Origin of the sequence: Rothia sp. LK2492 (assembly GCF_040946345.1) — a bacterium.
Classification (GTDB): Bacteria; Actinomycetota; Actinomycetes; order Actinomycetales; family Micrococcaceae; genus Rothia; species Rothia endophytica.
Genome location: NZ_JAYWLX010000003.1, coordinates 126,427 through 142,829 on the forward strand (window position 1 = coordinate 126,427; position 16,403 = coordinate 142,829).

Here is a 16,403-nt window from a genome sequence, read left to right on the forward strand (position 1 = left end):
AACTGGTGGCTATGACTCCCGAAGAACTCTCACTTGCTATTGACGGCGCGCTGAATGCAGCGATTGACGCCGGTGAACTGACCCTTGCTGATGGCGAAACCGCACCTGCTGTGCGTGTTGAGCGCCCTAAGAATCGTGACCACGGTGACTGGGCAACCAATGTTGCTTTGCAGATTTCTAAGAAGGTGGGTAAGAACCCCCGCGAGGTTGCTCAGATTTTGGCTACGCGTATTTCCGAGCTAGATGGGGTTGCTTCTGTTGATATTGCTGGCCCCGGCTTCTTGAACATTGTGCTGGACGCCGCGGCTGCCGGTGAGCTGGCTGTGACGATTCTCGATCAGGGGTCGGCTTATGGCCGCAGTGATGTGCTGGCTGGGAAGACCATTAACCTTGAATTTGTCTCGGCTAACCCCACCGGCCCTATCCATCTGGGCGGTACCCGCTGGGCAGCTGTGGGCGACTCACTGGCTCGCATCCTGGAAGCTCAGGGTGCCACCGTTGTGCGTGAGTACTACTTTAACGATCACGGCAACCAAATTGACCGCTTCGCCAAGTCTCTACTGGCTCGAGCCAAGGGCGAGGCAGCTCCTGAGGACGGCTACGGTGGCGAATACATCACCGATATCGCCAACCGCGTTCTGGCATCCCACCCCGATGCGCTGAGCGCTGAAGACCCTCAGGAAGTCTTCCGTTCGGTGGGCGTTGAATTGATGTTCGAGGAAATCAAGCAGTCCCTGCACGAGTTCCACGTAGACTTCGACGTTTACTTCCACGAGAACTCTCTCTTCGAGGACGGCAAAGTTGACGAGCTGCTAGAGAAGCTCAAGGAATCTGAGAATCTTTACTTCAAGGACGGCGCCTGGTGGCTGAAATCCACCGATTTCGGAGATGATAAGGACCGTGTGGTTATCAAGTCAGATGGCAACGCTGCTTACATTGCTGGCGACATCGCCTACTTCCAGGACAAGATCAAGCGCGCCGAAAACCCTGCTGACCTAGCAATTTACATGCTGGGCGCTGACCACCATGGCTATGTGGCCCGTCTGAAGGCAGCAGCTGCAGCTCTGGGCGATGACCCCGATATGGTTGAGGTCATGATTGGCCAGATGGTTAACCTGGTCAAAGACGGCAAGCCCGTGCGTATGTCCAAGCGCGCCGGCACCGTAGTGACCATGGAAGACCTGGTCGAGATTGTAGGTGTAGATGCTGCCCGCTACTCGCTGACCCGCTACTCGGTAGATTCCAACATCGACATTGACCTGGACCTGCTGACTAAGCAGTCCAACGAGAACCCGGTCTTCTACGTTCAGTACGCCCACGCCCGCACCTGTGGCTTAGCACGTAATGCAGAACTCGCCGGCGTCACCACTGATTCATACGATGTCGCTCAGCTCAGCACCGAGGCCGACTCAGCGCTACTGGCAGCTTTGGGTCAGTTCGCTGGTGCTGTCAAAGAATCAGCTGACTTCCGTGAACCCCACCGCGTCGCTCGCTACCTGGAAACCCTCGCAGGTGCCTACCACCGCTGGTACGGCGTCTCACCTGTGGCTCCCAAGGGTGAAGAAGAAATCACTGACCTGCACCGAACCCGTCTGCTCCTGAACAATGCAACCCGCCAGGTCCTAGCCAACGGCCTGGGCCTGCTGGGCGTCTCAGCTCCGGAGAAAATGTAATATGGGCGCCGAATCCGCTCTCTTTGCCCCGAGCTGGCTAACCTACCCGCAACAGCCTGCTGAGCTGCCCCCTAGCATTTGGATGCCCTCATTCAAGCGTGCTGAAAGCGGTGAGCTGACCGTTGATGGAACTCCGGTTTCTGCTCTGGTGGAAGAGTTTCAAACCCCTGCCTATGTCTTTTCTGAGGACACTTTCCGTGCTCGTGCTACCGAGTTCCGCTCGGCGTTTAAAACCGCTTTTGCGGCCCACGGGGCAGAAGTTTCTGTCTACTATGCCGGTAAGTCCTTCCTCACCACAGCTGTAGCAAAGTGGGCAGAAGAAGAGGGGCTCTATCTGGATACCGCTTCTGGTGGCGAGCTTGCTCTCGCTCAGCGCGCCGGTGTTCCGGGGGAGCGTATCGCCTTGCACGGTAACAACAAGTCGGTAGCTGAAATTCGTCGAGCCTTGGATTACGGGGTGGGGCGTATCGTGGCTGACTCGGTCCCCGAGGTGCAGATGATTGCCAGTATCGCCGCCGAGATGGGCCTTGTGGCCCCGGTGATGTTGCGCGTAACCCCCGGCGTCCATGCTTCAACCCATGACTTCATCGCCACCGCGCACGAGGATCAGAAGTTCGGTCAGTCTATGGCAGCGGGCACGGCTCCTTTAGCTGGCCTTGCCGTGGCGGAGCTAAACGAACTGGGCGTGACCGCCGAGGACGCTTACGCGACCGTGGCAGTTGCGCTGGCCCACCGGGCTGAGAGCATTGACTTGCGCGGTTTGCACTGCCACATTGGTTCGCAGATTTTTGAGGCAGACGGCTTTGGTGCCGCCGCCCAGAAGGTGCTGACCTATATGCAGCAGCTCAACGAACGTTTTGGGTTTGTGCTTCCCGAAATTGACCTGGGTGGCGGCTATGGCATCGGTTACACTGAGCAGGACGCCCCGCGCGGCTCCGCTGAAATCGCCACCGAACTTGCGGACATGGTCTCTAAGACCTGCGCCAACGTTGGTATGGCCATACCGCACCTGTCCTTTGAGCCAGGTCGGTCAATTTCTGGCCCTTCCGGTATCACCCTTTACACCGTAGGCACTATCAAAAATGTGGCGATTGAAGACGAGAACGGGGACACCCGCGTGCGCCGCTACGTTTCGGTGGACGGCGGTATGAGCGATAACCCCCGCCCCGTCCTCTACGAGTCTGACTACGCGGTGACCCTGGCTAACAGGGAACCTGCCGGGGAGCAGATTCTTAGCCGCGTGGTCGGTAAACACTGTGAATCAGGCGATATCGTGATTCGGTACTGCTATCTGCCCGCTGACCTGGCTGCGGGAGATATCCTGGCGGTGCCCGGGACCGGGGCCTACAACCACGTTATGAGCTCTAACTACAACTACCTCACCCGTCCGCCAGTGATTGCTACCTCTGGAGCTAAGGCTCCTCGTGCTATCGTGCGACGTGAAACCGAAGAAGATATGTTGGCCCGTGACCTCGGGCTAATCTAAGCGTGAAACCAATTTCAGGAGAGAAGCCTATGAGCTCCGTCCCGTCCATTAAAGTTGCTCTGCTGGGTGCCGGTAACGTCGGCTCTCAGGTAGCTCGTATGCTCACCGAAGATGCTCAGGTGCTGAGCGATCGTATAGGCGCGCAGGTTGAGCTGATTGGTATTGCGGTCCGTGATACCTCAGCCAAACGTCACTACTCTGCTAATCCCTCGCTTTACACCACCGATGCAGAGGCGTTGATCGACGCTGCTGATGTGGTAATTGAGTTGACCGGTGGTATCGAACCAGCCCGCGAGCGCATCTTGCGCGCTCTGAAAGCAGGAAAGTCGGTGGTTTCGGGTAATAAGGCTCTGCTGGCTAAGCACGGCGTGGAACTCGCTGGGGCTGCCGCTAAGAGCGGTGCGCAGCTTTCCTATGAAGCGGCTGTTGCTGGCGCTATCCCGATTCTGCGCCCCCTGCGTGATTCCCTGGCAGGTGACCGCGTGACCCGCGTGCTGGGCATCATGAACGGCACCACCAACTACATCCTTGACCAAATGCACACCACCGGTGCCCAGTTTGAGGACGCTCTGGCTGAGGCTCAGCGTCTGGGGTACGCCGAAGCTGACCCCACCGCTGATGTTGAGGGGCACGACGCGGCGTCCAAGGCGGCGATTGTTGCCTCCCTGGCCTTCCACTCAGATTTCACCATTGATGATGTTTACTGCGAAGGTATTACCTCTATTACCGCTGATGATGTGCAGGCTGCAGAAGCCGATGGTTACGTAATCAAGTTGCTGTCAGTCTGTGAACGGGACGGCGATGGAGTTAACATCCGGGTCAACCCCACCCTGGTGCCCGTAAATCACCCTCTCGCTAATGTTCACGGCGCGTTCAACGCTGTCTTTGTGCAGGCTGATAATGCCGGTGAGCTGATGTTTTACGGCCCCGGTGCCGGTGGCGCCCCCACCGCATCAGCCGTTTTGGGTGACTTTGTTTCCCTCTCCCGCCGTCTAGTGCTGGGTGGCCCTGGTGTTCCCGAATCCTCCTACGCTGATCTGTCGGCTACCGGCATGAGCGCCGTTGTTTGCCGCTATTCGGTGGGCATCGTGGTGGAGGACAAGCTGGGTGTGCTCGCTAACATCGCCCGTATCTTTGCCGAGCACGGGGTCTCGATTGAAACTATGCGTCAGACCAAGAAGCGTGACGGTGAAACCGCGCACGCGATCATTCGTATCGTGACCCACCGGGCTACCGACTCCAACCTGCGCAAAACCATGGCGGTAGTTGACGCTCTTGATACCGTCAACGAGATTACCTCCGTTATTCGCGTTGAAGACTAAGCGCCAGCTACTACTAGGAGCACCCTGACTATGAACCTCCCTATCATCGACGACTCTAATGAACCGGCGCTTTCACCCGATGTCATTCCTGTGGGCTGCGCAGTTACTGTGAGGGTGCCGGCTTCCTCGGCCAACCTTGGCCCGGGCTATGATTCCTTGGGTCTGGCACTGGCTCACTACGATGACCTGACCGTCACGCGTACAGAGTCTGGGCTTACTTTTGAAGTGACCGGTGAGGGGGCCGACCAGGTACCTCAGGACGCTAGCCACCAGGTAGTTAAGGCTATGCAGACAGCCTGGAAAGCAGTGGGGTTGCTGGAGTTGCCCGGCCTGCATATTAAAGCTCACAACCGTATCCCGCACTCACGGGGTATGGGCTCATCTGCGTCTGCCATCGTTGCCGGGGTAACCGCGGCCAACGGCCTGCTGCCTGAAGAGTTGCGCCTGGATGATGATGCTGTACTGCAGATTTGCTCGGGAATGGAAGGGCACCCGGATAACGTGGCACCCTCACTGTACGGCCAGCTGGTGGTGTCTTACGGAGAAGACGGCGGCTGGCACTGTCTGCCCATCGCGGCTCATGAACGGGTGCTACCGGTTGTAGCTATCCCCGATTACGAGGTGCCCACTAAGATTGCCCGCGGCCTCATCCCCGAGACCGTGCCGCACCGCGAAGCGGCAATCAACTCGGGCAGGGCGGCGTTGCTCACCCAGGCGATCTCTACCTACCCGGACTTCCTGCTACCTGCCACCTCCGACCTGCTACACCAGCCCTACCGGGCGGTCGCCATGAAACCCAGTGCAGCACTCGTATCAGCTCTGCGCGGCCAAGGCTACGCAGCTGTCATCTCGGGCGCCGGCCCCACCGTCATGGTGCTGGCTAATGGCAAGGAAGAACGTGTTAGCGTCCTTGACGCCATTGAAAGACTTACCGGCACACCGGGTATTAGTAAGTATGAAAGCTCACCTATCAGCTGGCGCGTGCTACCCGTTGATATCGACACAGAAGGTGTTATGCTTACACATGAAGAATAAAGTCTCAGAGCTTTTATGCCCCAGGGCATGAAGCCTAGCTTTCTTCTTACCCACGGTTTAGAGCCGCGTGAAGCCCGTACCTCTACCGTTCCCTAACACTCTCGGATCACCGAAAACCAGTGTTTCTCTGCTCTAAGCGCGTAGCCGCGCGTTTATCTGAGCAGTCAACGCCCCAGCGGTAGCCTCACCAGTGCTGACGAGAGCACTGTGTCTACCGCACTCCCAGGGCAAGGGCCAGCCAGTCTGAGGCAGCCCGACCTACCGCCCCGCGAAACCAAACGCATTTCGAAAGAAGGAATCTTCGTGGCAGAAACTACCGACCTCACCGCAGGTACGGAGACCGCAAACGCGGCTGACAATAAAGCTCCCAGTCTGAGCACCCTCAAACTAGCTCAGCTCCAGTCCCTTGCCTCACAGCTGGGCATTACCGGTGCGCGTCGTATGCGCAAGTCCGATTTAGTCGAAGCTATTACCACCCATCAGCGTGGCGGAGCAGTCGCTGATCGTGCCGAGGCACCCGTTGCTGAGGAAAAGCCCAAGCGCACCCGCAAAACTGCAGCTAAAAGTGAAGACGCAATTGCAGAAACTGTAGCAACAGAAGAGAAGCCCAAGCGCACCCGCACCCGCAAGACCTCGGCTAAGGTTGAAATTGCGGCTGAAACCTCAGAGGCTCCTGCCGAGCAAAATACTGAAGAGAGCACCGGTACTCAGCGTCGCGGTAACCGCCGCGCGAGCAGCACAGGTGCACCCCAGGCCGAGACCTCCGGCCTGGAAGCTGTAGAAGCAGCGCTGGACGCCGTTGAATCTGAAAAGAACGCCTCAGTTGACCAAAAGAACCAGAAGTCTGATGAGACTGACGGCGAAAACGGCACCAAGCGCACCCGCACTCGTAACCGCAACGATCGCCGCCGTGGCCGCCCTGAGAATGAGACCTCGGGCAACCAGAACGCCGGCGAAAAGAACGAGAGCGCTGCAACCGACTCCGCTGAGGAGAACGATGAGAAGTCTGAGCGGGAGAACCGCTCAGAGCGTGGGGATCGCAAGAACAACCGCCGTGACCGCAATGACCGTTCAGAGCGTAACGACCGGTCAGAGCGTAACGACCGGTCAGACCGCAATGACCGGTCAGACCGCAATGACCGGTCAGACCGCAATGACCGTTCAGACCGCAATGACCGTTCAGACCGCTCCTCTACCAATGGCCCCGACGAGGATCGCCGCAACGCCCGCAAAAACCGCCGCGACCGCCAGAACGAACGCCGCGACCGTCGAGGCAACCGCCGTGACTTCGATGAGCCTGAAATCACCGAAGATGACGTGCTGGTTCCTGTAGCTGGTGTTCTTGATGTGCTCGATAACTACGCTTTCGTGCGCACCTCCGGCTACCTGCCCGGTACCAACGATGTCTATGTATCCTTGGCCCAGGTCAAGCGCTACGGCATGCGCAAGGGTGACGCCGTGGTCGGTACCATTCGCGCCCCCCGCGAGAACGATAACAGCAGCCGCCAGAAGTTCAACGCCTTGGTGCAGCTGACCAGCATCAACGGCATCACTCCAGAAGAGGCTAAGGGTCGCCGTGAGTTCAATAAGCTCACCCCGCTCTACCCCAACGAGCGTCTGCGCCTAGAAACCGATGCTAAGAAGATTTCAACCCGCGTCATTGACCTTGTTGCTCCCATCGGTAAGGGCCAGCGTGGTCTGATCGTTGCACCGCCTAAGGCCGGTAAGACCTTAATGCTGCAGTCCATCGCCAATGCAATCACCACCAATAATCCCGAGGTTCACCTCATGATGGTTCTGGTGGACGAACGCCCCGAAGAAGTCACCGATATGCAGCGCACCGTCAACGGTGAAGTTATTGCCTCCACCTTTGACCGCCCCGCAGATGACCACACCACCGTGGCCGAACTGGCCATTGAGCGTGCCAAGCGTTTGGTGGAACAGGGCCGCGACGTCGTGGTTCTGCTGGATTCCATGACCCGCCTGGGGCGTGCCTACAACCTGGCAGCCCCTGCTTCAGGTCGTATCCTCTCCGGTGGCGTTGATGCTGCTGCGCTCTACCCGCCCAAGCGTTTCTTCGGCGCTGCCCGCAACATCGAAGAGGGCGGCTCTCTAACCATTCTCGCTACCGCTCTGGTTGAGACCGGTTCAAAGATGGACGAGGTCATCTTCGAGGAATTCAAGGGTACCGGCAACATGGAGCTGCGCCTTTCACGTCAGCTCGCTGACAAGCGTATCTTCCCCGCCATCGATCTGAATGCCTCAAGCACCCGCCGCGAGGAGAACCTGCTGTCGGCTGACGAAATCAAGATCATGTGGCGCCTACGCCGTGTACTGGCTGGCATGGACCCTGAGCAGTCACTCTCTGTCCTACTCTCAAAGTTGCGCGAGACTGGCTCTAACGTTGAGTTCCTGCTTACCGTTGCCAAGAGCGGCCTGGGCCACTCAGAGTAACCGAGCGATAGCACCACCCCAAATGCGGGGTGGTGCTCAGCCGCTTAACCACCAAGTTTTTGCGCCCGGGTATCGGGCGCCATCAAGATAAAGGCACAAGAGACGTGATTGACTCAATCCAGGGTCTGCTCGATGAGCACACCGACCTACAGAAGCAACTGGCTGACCCCGCGGTGCACGCTGACCAGGGTAAGGCCCGCAAATTAGGGCGCCGCTACGCTGAACTCAACGGTATTGTTGAAGCCTACAAACGCGTCACTACCCTGCGCGATGATATCGAAGCGGCCCGTGAAATGGCAGCTGAAGATGAAGACTTCGCAGCAGAGGTTAAAGAATTAGAAGCCCAGCTGCCGGCAGCTGAAGAGAAGCTACGCCGTCTGCTGATCCCCCGTGACCCGGATGATGGTCGCAACGTCATCCTTGAGGTCAAGGGCGGCGAAGGCGGCGACGAGGCATCCCTTTTTGCTGCTGACCTATTACGCATGTACATGCGCTATGCCGAGTCCAAGGGCTGGAAGACCGAAATGATTTCGGCACAGAGCACCGATGTGGGCGGCTACAAGGACGCCCAGGTCGCGATCAAGACTAACTCCACCGATCCCGCTGAGGGCGTATGGGCTCACCTGAAGTACGAGGGTGGTGTTCACCGTGTCCAGCGTGTTCCCGCGACGGAATCTCAGGGACGTATTCACACCTCAGCTGCTGGTGTGCTGGTCTTCCCCGAGGTCGATGAGCCCGAGGAAATCGAGATCAGCCAGAACGATTTGAAGATCGATGTCTACCGTTCATCGGGCCCCGGTGGTCAGTCAGTGAACACTACCGACTCCGCCGTCCGAATTACCCACCTGCCCACCGGCATCGTGGTCGCCATGCAGAACGAGAAATCACAGATTCAGAACCGTGAAGCCGCTATGCGCGTGCTGCGTGCACGTCTGCTCGCTTGGCAGCAGGAGCAGATTGACGCTGAAAACGCTGAAAAGCGTCACTCCCAGGTGCGTACCATGGACCGCTCAGAGCGTATCCGCACCTACAACTTCCCCGAAAACCGCATCGCGGATCACCGTACCGGTTACAAGTCTTACAACTTGGACGCTGTAATTAACGGTGACCTTGAAGCTGTTATCCAGTCCGCCATCGAGATGGACGAGGCAGCCCGTCTAGAGAAGCTCGGCCAGGGTAAGTAAACCGTGGGTGAGTTTTCACTGCACCTCGGTGAAGAGCTGGCAACAGCCCTTCATCGGGGTGGCGTATACCTGCAGAGCTGTGGTGTTGAATCTGGTCAGGTGGACGCTGAGCTATTGGTTGCCTTCCTCATGGAAAAATCTGAGAAAGAGCCGGTATCTCGTGGCCGGGTTCAGGCTTTAGCGCTGATGGGGTCTGCGGTTCCTGAAGGCTTTGAAAATCTCATCAACTTGCGCGGGGACAGATTACCCCTGCAACATTTGACGGGTCAGGCGCATTTCCGCGGACTGACGCTTAGCGTTGGCCCCGGAGTCTTCGTGCCCCGACCTGAAACCGAACTGCTGGTTGAGCATGCCAAGACCGCCTATCTCTCACTGGTAAACCAGGGAGGTGCCGGGGTAGTAGTGGATCTTTGCACAGGATCCGGCGCCATTGCTGCTAGCTTGGCGGCAGAACTGGCGGGTGCCAGCGTCCACGCCGTTGAGCTGTCCTCTGAGGCCGCTGCCTGGGCGCAGCGTAATCTGGCTGAGCACGCTGTTCACCTGGTGCAGGGGGACGCACTGACTGCTCTGCCAGAACTGCTGGGGCAGGTAACGGTGGTTGCCTCGAACCCACCCTACATCCCTGATGGTGCTGTTCCTCAAGACCCAGAGGTCCGTGATCATGACCCCACCTTAGCCCTGTACGGCGGTGGAGAAGACGGCATGAAAATGCCCCGAGCCGTCACTGCCCGAGCTTTTGACCTGCTAACCCCGGGGGGCTATTTCATCATTGAACATGCTGAAACTCAGCGGGAACTCATGGTAACTGCCTTTAAACGGGCCGGTTTTGAGCGTATAAAATCAATAGATGACTTTGCCGGTAAACCGCGTCATACCAGCGGCTATAAACCCCTGCCTGCCCCTACAAGTGTGAAAGAATGATGAGCGTGAACGCAAGCATTGTTACTACCACCGATGAGACCTCCCGCCGCGAGGCGGTTGAGACTGCCAAAGCAGCGATTAGCTCTCATAAGACCGTGGTGATCCCTACCGATACGGTCTATGGAATCGCTGCTGACGCTTTCTCCGTTGAGGGGGTCTCTGCGCTCCTGGCAGCCAAGGGTCGTAGCCGTCAGATGCCACCGCCCGTTTTGATTTTCAACGAGTCAGTGCTTGCTGGTCTGGCAGACGATGTATCTGAGGACGCCGCGGCGCTGGCCGCCGAGTTCTGGCCCGGTGCGTTGACCCTGATTTTCTATGCTCAGCCTTCGCTGAACTGGGATCTAGGGGAGACCCAGGGAACGGTTGCCCTGCGCGTACCCGATGATCCTACGGCTATTGAACTTCTGCGTCACCTTGGCCCGCTTGCTGTCTCTTCAGCTAATAAGACCGGACGCCCTGCAGCTACGACCGCTGAGGAAGCGATGGAACAGCTGGGCAATGATGTCGAGGTTATCTTTGACGGTGGCCCCAGGCCGCTCGAACGAGGCGAAGGGTTTGACGCTGCTTCTGTTCTGCCCTCCACCATTGTTGACTGCACCTCTGACCGTCTGGTCATCGTGCGTGAAGGCGCAATTTCGGTAGAGCGCCTGCGCGAGGTGGTACCCAACCTCATGACTCGTGCTGAGGTAGAGGCCCAGGATCAGGCAGTCCGTGAAGCGCAGGCCGCGGCTACTGAAACTCAGGTTGCCATGGATCATGCCGATTACCATGCGCTTGAGCCAGCTGATGCAGAGCCGCTGGCTCGTCGTGCACCGGCGCCCGAGAGCGGCACTGTTGTTGCGGGCTTGGTGGGTGCCTCAGGTGTTGCCGGGATAGACCAGCGACGTGTGCCGCATGCCCAGACTCCTGAGACGAAAGTGGTGCGAGATAGCACCAAACCCTACCCGGTTGATGCTGCCAGGAACCTAGTTTTCGGTGCGGCGCAGGGGGCGGCTGAGGTGCTTTCCACTAGCGAACCAGAACTACCTGAATGCACCTCACCCGAAGGCACTGAGGCTGAGGAACAGGTCGGTTAAGTCCCACTCCATCAGCTAGATTTTCTGAGCAGAAAGGGGGGCCCATGGCCCCCCCTTTCTGCTTATTCTTGGTAAAGCTTGTCCAAACTGTTGACGCTAACCTCCACGGTATTGGCAAGCTGACCCTCTCACCCGGTTCGCTGGCGCTCACTAGGCGATTCACGCCAGCCCCGACCAACTAGCCAATACCGTGCCGGTCAGGTTCCCAGTTCCCCCACCAACACTTAGTCCGCGAAGCGGCGGTCTGATTTTTTGCCCAGAGAACTGTGGGCGGTGCGTAGCACCTCTGAAACGCGGGCGGTAGGAACGAGACCGTTGGTGCGTGCCCAGCTGTCATCGACGTCCTGACCGAACCACATGACTTCGAGACGGCGCACAGGGCCGGTCAGCCTGTCACCTGAGTAGTCTGAGGCTTTGTAACCGGCACTCAGCAGGGCGCGGCAGAATTTTTCGGGAAGGCGCATCGGGCGGCGTCGTCCAGCATCGACGAGCACTGATTCAGTGGTGGCGCACTCCCAGGGCTGAAGGACGATGGGGGGCAGCTCACCGTCAAAAGCTCCCACCATAGCGGTGAACTCTGCTAGGGCGTAATTTGACGAGACGGGAGTGCGGTGCTGCCCGTCCCCGGCAACTGAGGCTAGGGGAGAAGAGGCAATCTTAGCGAAAGCTTGGGTGGTGCGGCGGCCTTGCCCCTGCACGCTAGTTGCTCGCAGTATGCAAATTTCAAGGGCGTGATGGCGAGCTACCTGGGCAGGTGCGTGGGAGGGAGCTGCTGGGAACTGCGATGCGGCAGAGCCCGGTGCTGTGCCCTGGGCTGCTTTTTCTTCAATAAAGGAGCGCAAGCCTAGCAGTACTTCTTCGCCCAGTGCTTTGGAGAAGGAATAAGCAGAGAAGGGGGCAGTTTCTGGTGTGTCTGTGAGTACGGGAACCGGTCCCAGCACAGCAGCTGAACTCATGTGAATCAGTCTGCGAACCCCGGTACGCTGAGCTGCGATAGCGATAACGGCTGGGAGTAGGGCGTTGGCACCGAGTAAGGGCGCTAAATCTTCCTGATCCGGGGCTGCTAGACCGGAGGCATTGATGACGACATCGCAGCCGGCGAAGGAATCTGCAAGGGAGTCGATGATGCCTTCTAGCTTGCGGGCGTCGCTAATTAGCTGTTGGGGGTCTGTTTCACGGGTGACTAGCCGGGGGGCCTCGATTGCATCTACCGTGAGGCCCTCAGCCGTCAGCCTAGCCAAAATAGATGAGCCAACAAACCCACTCGCGCCAATGATTTTCCAGGAAGTATCTGCCATAGTGTTTCCCATCGGTTCAAATAAGCTCCCGCACCTGTGCGGGTTTACCTCTAGGGTGTCATACAGTGCCGGTAAAACCCCGTAAGCAACCCTGAGAAAAGCCGGTATCTTGTGCGCTCACCGGCTGGCTGTAGATGGTTTAAGCTAGAAGTTAGGTAAACTTTAGAAGATTATGCGGTGTTTATGCCGCACAGCTTGAACAGGCTACCACCCGCTGAAAGGATCAAGCAGGTTTCAATGGTTTCTCCCGGTGAACCCGCAGCAGCACAAGCTGCTTGCTCAGAACGCATTGTGGCGGTGGTTGTTACCTACAACCGTCTAGACTTGCTTCCCCAAACTTTAGCTGGAATAGCGTCCGGTCAACTAGTGCCGCACACCGTCGTGATTATTAACAACGCATCAACAGATGGCACTGGCGACTATCTTGACTCACTGAGCAATGAGCTGAACACCGATATCGTGCATTTACCTAAGAACGTGGGTGGTGCCGGAGGGTTCGCGGTGGGGATTGACCGAGCTTTGGCACGCCATCAGTCGGATCTAGTATGGGTGATGGACGATGACACTGAACCGACTGACAATACCCTGAGCGAGGCCTATCGGGCCTGGGCGGATTATTCACCGGTTCGAAGTGAACGTCCCGTTTTTGTGGCCTCCAAGGTGGTGTGGGACGACGGACGCGACCACCCCATGAACACCATGCGCACTATGTTCGCAGCCGGTGAGGAGCGCACCCAGAAAGCGGCTGCGGTGGGTGCCCGCCCCATCCGCTCGGCGTCTTTCGTCTCCGTTCTGCTAGACGCTGCAGCTATGCGGGCAACTGAGCTGCCTCTGGCTGATTTTTTCATTTGGAATGATGACTTCGAGTACACCACTCGCCTTGCCCATCACGGCAATGCTATTGCTACCGAAAAATCTGTGGCTCTGCACCACACCAAAACTTTTGGTACCACCGATGCCAACCCCGGGCCCCGTTTTTATAATGATGTGCGGAACAAGCTCTGGGTTTTCTGTGCACGACGCACGCTGAGCCCCCTAGAAAAGATGCTCTACGGTGGTTCAACCGCCAGGTTATGGGCTAGCACCCTACTACGCACCACCGATAAGAAGACCTACACCGGTTACTTTCTCAAGGGAGTGAGGGACGCCGCCCGCGGCTACCGCAGTAACGATCAGGTGCTGGCGGATGTCTATGACCTGGAAACCGTTAATTCCTCTCAAAGGCAAAGAAGTCACCGGTCTGATAGTGCTGCTTTCAGTCTGCTCATGAGCGTGTACGCCAAAGATAAGGCACACCAGCTTAAGGACGCCCTGCGGTCTAATACAGAAGCTCAGAGTCTGCGCCCTGATGAAGTGGTTCTGGTTGAAGATGGACCTCTCTCTGCTGAACTCTCGGCGGTACTCGATGAATTCGAAGCTTCTGCATCCATGCCGGTTAAGCGTCTTGCCCTACCACAGAATTTTGGTTTAGCCGCCGCTTTGCGTGAGGGTCTGGATGCTTGTGCTCACGATATTGTTGCGCGGGCTGATGCTGATGACATTTCACTGCCCCATCGGTTTGACGTTCAAATCCCTTTGATAGCCAACTGCACCTACGATGTTGTTGGATCAGCGATGAATGAGTTCCTTACCGATCCGGAAGTGGTGGAGTCTGTACGGTCGGCACCTTCCCACCCCCGGACTATCAGCAATACCTTTGCAACCCGCAACCCTATGCTGCACCCCACCGTTGTCTTCAGGAAATCAGCGGTTCTTGCCGTGGGGAGCTACACCGAAGTTCCTGGGGCAGAGGATTACTGGCTGTGGGTGCGCATGAATAAAGCCGGTTTTATCTTTGGCAACGTCCAGGAGCCTCTGGTCGCCTACCGGGTCACTGAAGCCTACGCTCGGCGTGGAGGGCTTGCTGCTTGGACCAAGGATTACGAAGTGCAGCGCAGACTCTATAACGGTGGAGCTTTATCAAAACTTCAGTGGGCACGAAACATCACCGTTCGTTCTGTCTACCGTTTCGTTCCAGAATATGTTCGAAAAAAGATTTTTAGAGCCGTGACGCGCGGCAAAACAGCAGTAGTCCAGCGAGAGGGAGACCGTGGCTAAAGAAGCATCCTTGCAAACAGCCAGCATGCCCGTGCTCTCCAACACCTATGAACGCAAAACCTGGTGGAAGTACATTCAGATGGGGCTTGACTCAGTAGCCTGGCTGGTCTCCCTTCCCGTAGCCTTTATTCTGCGATACGGACTTGATATCGGACAGATTGACGGTAGCGGTTTAGCTCTTATCGCCTCACTAGCCGTCGTATTGCAGCTGGGTTTTGGTCTCTGCGCTGGGCTCTACCGCGATCGCTACTCTTATGGCAGCTTCCATGAAGGTCGCATCCTCTATCCTCTGGTGGTTGCCAACGTCATTACCATCCAGTTCGTTCTATTACTATTCGCCCGTCACATTGGTGTTCCGCGTTCTGTAGTGATTATCGCCTTCCCCATCGCTATTTTGCTCATGATGGGACTGCGTTACGTCAAACGCATGTATGAGGACCACGCTAACCGGCCTGATTTGGATAGCTCTGAGCCGGTCATCGTTTTTGGGGCGGGCTTCTTAGGCCGAAATGTGGTTTCTAATCTCATGTCGGACCCCAAATCCAAGTACCGTCCGGTAGCCATTGTCGATGATGATCCGTCGATGAGAAATGCGCGGATTCATTCGGTGCATGTCGCCGGCGAAAGCGCAGAGCTCCCGCAGCTGGTCAAGCGTCTGCACGTCAGTAAAGTCCTCATTGCTATTGGAGATAACATCTCAGAGCGTCGTCTGGTGAGGGTCACCCAGGCGATGAAAGAACTGGGCGTAGAAACTCTTCGCATCACTTCTGCCATTCCTGACATCTCGGGTATTAAGGGGGAGGAGCTGGCCAACAACGACCGTTACCTTCTCGAGAATATCCGCGGAAAAATTGATTACCAGATTAATCGGGACGCTATCGCGTCCTATGTTAAGGGTAAACGGGTTCTGGTAACAGGAGCCGGTGGCTCGATTGGCTCTGAACTCTGCCGGCAACTAAATAGGTACGCTCCAGCTGAACTGATGATGCTGGACCGCGATGAATCCCTGCTCATGGATACGAAATACTCTCTGACCGGGCTGTCTAGTCTTGATGATCGATCCATTGTGCTAGCTGATGTACGCGATGCGGACGCCATCAGGGCAGTTTTTCTTGAACGTCAACCTCAGGTTGTATTCCATGCGGCGGCACTTAAACATGTATCCGCTCTGGAGGCCTATCCCAAGGAAGCCTACAAAACTAATGTGCTGGGCACCGGGAATGTTCTCAAGGCTGCCTCTGAGGTAGATGTTGAAGTTTTCGTCAACGTCTCAACAGACAAAGCTGCTGATCCTACCACGGCTTTGGGCCAGTCCAAACGAACTGCTGAGATGCTTACCAGTTGGTATGGCCAGCAAACCGGCAAGAAATATGTGTCAGTACGCTTCGGTAATGTCTTTGGCTCTAGAGGTTCCATCAAACCCCTCTTTACTCAGCAAATACAGGATGGGGGGCCCATTACGGTCACCCACGAAGAAGCCACCCGTTTCTTTATGCTCATCTCAGACGCCTGCCTCTTAGTGATGCTGGCAGGGCATATTGGCGATAGCGGTGAAGTGCTGGTGCTCGATATGGGTAAACCGGTGTCAATTCTCAAGATTGCTGAGCACATGCGACGCATGTACGAGCGCTACGATGTTGAGATTGACATCATCGGGCTTCGTCCTGGCGAGAAAAAGGACGAAGTGCTCTTCGGTGCGGGCGAAGAGGCCCGCAGAAGCGAACTCAACCCCTATATCTTGCACGCCAAAGCACCCGTACAGGCACCTAGCGAGCTGGATTACGCCCTCTGGTTTAGAAACTACCGGGAGCACAGAGGCTATGAACGTATTGACCACGCAGGGCAGGGTGAGTAGGC

11 protein-coding genes are annotated in these 16,403 nt (G+C 57.0%); 10 read left to right on the forward strand and 1 reads right to left on the reverse strand.

Going from position 1 to position 16,403, the window contains the following annotated elements; translation table 11 throughout:
• Positions 1–11: 11 nt before the first annotated feature.
• The 8 genes from argS to VVR27_RS04540 all read left to right on the forward strand — a co-directional run bounded on the left by argS (position 12) and on the right by VVR27_RS04540 (position 11,151).
• Complete coding sequence (gene argS, locus VVR27_RS04505; RefSeq protein WP_368547246.1) at positions 12–1,673, forward strand: arginine--tRNA ligase; 1,662 nt, start codon at positions 12–14, stop codon at positions 1,671–1,673.
• A gap of 1 nt (position 1,674) precedes the next feature.
• Positions 1,675–3,159: a diaminopimelate decarboxylase gene (gene lysA / locus VVR27_RS04510; protein WP_368547247.1), complete on the forward strand. Its 1,485-nt coding sequence runs from the start codon at positions 1,675–1,677 to the stop codon at positions 3,157–3,159.
• 29 nt (positions 3,160–3,188) lie between these two features.
• Complete coding sequence (locus tag VVR27_RS04515) at positions 3,189–4,481, forward strand: homoserine dehydrogenase (protein ID WP_368547248.1); 1,293 nt, start codon at positions 3,189–3,191, stop codon at positions 4,479–4,481.
• A 30-nt stretch (positions 4,482–4,511) separates the two neighbouring features.
• Positions 4,512–5,516, forward strand: coding sequence for a homoserine kinase (gene thrB, locus VVR27_RS04520; protein WP_368547249.1), 1,005 nt, complete (start codon positions 4,512–4,514; stop codon positions 5,514–5,516).
• Between the two features lie 303 nt (positions 5,517–5,819).
• Positions 5,820–7,970, forward strand: coding sequence for a transcription termination factor Rho (gene rho / locus VVR27_RS04525; RefSeq protein ID WP_368547250.1), 2,151 nt, complete (start codon positions 5,820–5,822; stop codon positions 7,968–7,970).
• Between the two features lie 104 nt (positions 7,971–8,074).
• On the forward strand, positions 8,075–9,154 hold the full coding sequence (prfA, locus tag VVR27_RS04530) for a peptide chain release factor 1 (RefSeq protein ID WP_346872339.1): 1,080 nt from the start codon (positions 8,075–8,077) through the stop codon (positions 9,152–9,154).
• A 3-nt stretch (positions 9,155–9,157) separates the two neighbouring features.
• Positions 9,158–10,075: a peptide chain release factor N(5)-glutamine methyltransferase gene (gene prmC / locus VVR27_RS04535; RefSeq protein ID WP_368547251.1), complete on the forward strand. Its 918-nt coding sequence runs from the start codon at positions 9,158–9,160 to the stop codon at positions 10,073–10,075.
• Positions 10,075–11,151: an L-threonylcarbamoyladenylate synthase gene (locus tag VVR27_RS04540; protein WP_409349933.1), complete on the forward strand. Its 1,077-nt coding sequence runs from the start codon at positions 10,075–10,077 to the stop codon at positions 11,149–11,151. The genes prmC and VVR27_RS04540 overlap by 1 nt, the downstream gene beginning before the upstream one ends.
• A gap of 224 nt (positions 11,152–11,375) precedes the next feature.
• Here VVR27_RS04540 and VVR27_RS04545 read toward each other — a convergent pair whose 3' ends face one another.
• A complete protein-coding gene (locus tag VVR27_RS04545) occupies positions 11,376–12,449 on the reverse strand; it encodes an NAD-dependent epimerase/dehydratase family protein (RefSeq protein ID WP_368547253.1) in 1,074 nt (357 codons plus the stop codon).
• Positions 12,450–12,686: 237 nt separating this feature from the next.
• Here VVR27_RS04545 and VVR27_RS04550 point away from each other — a divergent pair, with 237 nt between their 5' ends.
• Both VVR27_RS04550 and VVR27_RS04555 read left to right on the forward strand, forming a co-directional pair.
• The gene (locus tag VVR27_RS04550) at positions 12,687–14,546 is read left to right on the forward strand and encodes a glycosyltransferase (protein WP_368547254.1); all 1,860 of its coding nucleotides are present in this window, start codon (positions 12,687–12,689) and stop codon (positions 14,544–14,546) included.
• The gene (locus VVR27_RS04555; protein WP_368547255.1) at positions 14,539–16,401 is read left to right on the forward strand and encodes a polysaccharide biosynthesis protein; all 1,863 of its coding nucleotides are present in this window, start codon (positions 14,539–14,541) and stop codon (positions 16,399–16,401) included. The genes VVR27_RS04550 and VVR27_RS04555 overlap by 8 nt, the downstream gene beginning before the upstream one ends.
• Positions 16,402–16,403: the final 2 nt, after the last annotated feature.

What these genes read in the sequence shown, in the direction of transcription:
- argS (WP_368547246.1), top strand. Translation starts at nt 12, where the DNA reads ATGACTCCCGAAGAACTCTCACTTGCTATTGACGGCGCGCTGAATGCA.
- lysA (WP_368547247.1), top strand. Translation starts at nt 1,675, where the DNA reads ATGGGCGCCGAATCCGCTCTCTTTGCCCCGAGCTGGCTAACCTACCCG.
- VVR27_RS04515 (WP_368547248.1), top strand. Translation starts at nt 3,189, where the DNA reads ATGAGCTCCGTCCCGTCCATTAAAGTTGCTCTGCTGGGTGCCGGTAAC.
- thrB (WP_368547249.1), top strand. Translation starts at nt 4,512, where the DNA reads ATGAACCTCCCTATCATCGACGACTCTAATGAACCGGCGCTTTCACCC.
- VVR27_RS04540 (WP_409349933.1), top strand. Translation starts at nt 10,075, where the DNA reads ATGAGCGTGAACGCAAGCATTGTTACTACCACCGATGAGACCTCCCGC.
- VVR27_RS04545 (WP_368547253.1), bottom strand. Translation starts at nt 12,449, where the DNA reads ATGGCAGATACTTCCTGGAAAATCATTGGCGCGAGTGGGTTTGTTGGC.
- VVR27_RS04550 (WP_368547254.1), top strand. Translation starts at nt 12,687, where the DNA reads ATGGTTTCTCCCGGTGAACCCGCAGCAGCACAAGCTGCTTGCTCAGAA.